Origin of the sequence: Halorubrum sp. AD140, from assembly GCF_034497445.1 — an archaeon.
Taxonomy (GTDB): Archaea; Halobacteriota; Halobacteria; order Halobacteriales; family Haloferacaceae; genus Halorubrum.
In genome coordinates this window covers 1-1,025 of the sequence record NZ_JAXRUU010000345.1, presented here as the reverse complement: position 1 = coordinate 1,025, position 1,025 = coordinate 1, and the positions used below count along the sequence as shown (strand labels likewise).

Below are 1,025 nucleotides of genomic sequence, written 5' to 3'. Positions count from 1 at the left end.
CCCCGGCGCTTCGACCCGCCGCATTCGGTTCGGATCGACGACGCCGCCGACCGTGACCGTCTTCTCGACGCGGTCGAGCGCCGCCCTCGCGCCAGACTGGTCGTCGACGGGCGTCGCGTCAGCGAACGCGCCGGCGTACAGCCCTAACCCGAGTCCGACGACCACCACCGCGACGAGCGCGGCGGTCGGTTCGACGGCGGCGCGGTCGGCGGTCGAGAACGACGCGGCGGATCGCGTCGACGCTCCCGGCGTCTCCGATCTGACCGACCGCACGAGATCGAGTGACACGCGAGATCACCCCACGAGCGTGACGCGGACGTCGCCGTAGTGGACCCGTCGAACCGTGATCCGCTCCGGCGCGGGCGTCCACGTCGCTTCCGTCGCTCGCGCCCGCTCGGCCGCCGCCTCAAACGCCGCCGGGTCGTCGAACGCGGCGTCCGGGGGGGCGCCGGCGAGGACGCGCCGCAACCGCGCGTCCGTCGTCGCTTCCGGGGCTACCCCGGTCGCCGGCCGGACCACCGGCGTGACCCGCGAGGCGTCGAGCGTCGCCCGCGCTGTCCCCCGATCGTCGCCGAGCGAGACGGATCCCTCCGCGAGGCGAATTCTGTCCGCGGCGATGCCGTGTTCGGCCGTCGCCGGGTACTCTCCGCCCGCGACCGAGTCGACCGTGCGAGCCACGCCGTCGGCGTCCGGCGGCGGCGAGGCCGGAAACGACGCGGCCACGCCGACGGCCGCGACGCTCACGACGGCCAAGCCGAGCCACGCGTACGTGGCGTCGAGGTGCGTCTCGAACATGGCGCGGCTGGCCGCGGCTTTGTATATAAATGATCGGCGCGGGGGTCGAGTCCGATCGCGCCCCTGCTCCGCCGCCGCCCGGCTTCAAAGCGGGAGCCCGGCGCCGGCGAACGCGACGAGGAACGTCGCGGTGGCCGTCGGCAGCGCGATGCCGATCCGATACGCCACCAGCGTCCGGTCGACCCCCCGCTCTAAGCCGGTCGCGAGCCCGGTGAGGAGCGCGGCGAGCA

General features: G+C 74.5%; 1 protein-coding gene and 1 pseudogene. Both read right to left on the bottom strand.

Annotation, left to right across the window (positions count from 1 at the left end; genetic code table 11):
* Nucleotides 1-288 (bottom strand): annotated as a pseudogene (locus U4E84_RS18745) (hypothetical protein); the annotation flags it as partial.
* A 6-nt stretch (nucleotides 289-294) separates the two neighbouring features.
* Nucleotides 295-795 (bottom strand): hypothetical protein, encoded by a 501-nt coding sequence (locus tag U4E84_RS18740; protein ID WP_322533554.1) that lies wholly within the window; start codon nucleotides 793-795, stop codon nucleotides 295-297.
* Between the last annotated feature and the right edge of the window lie 230 nt (nucleotides 796-1,025).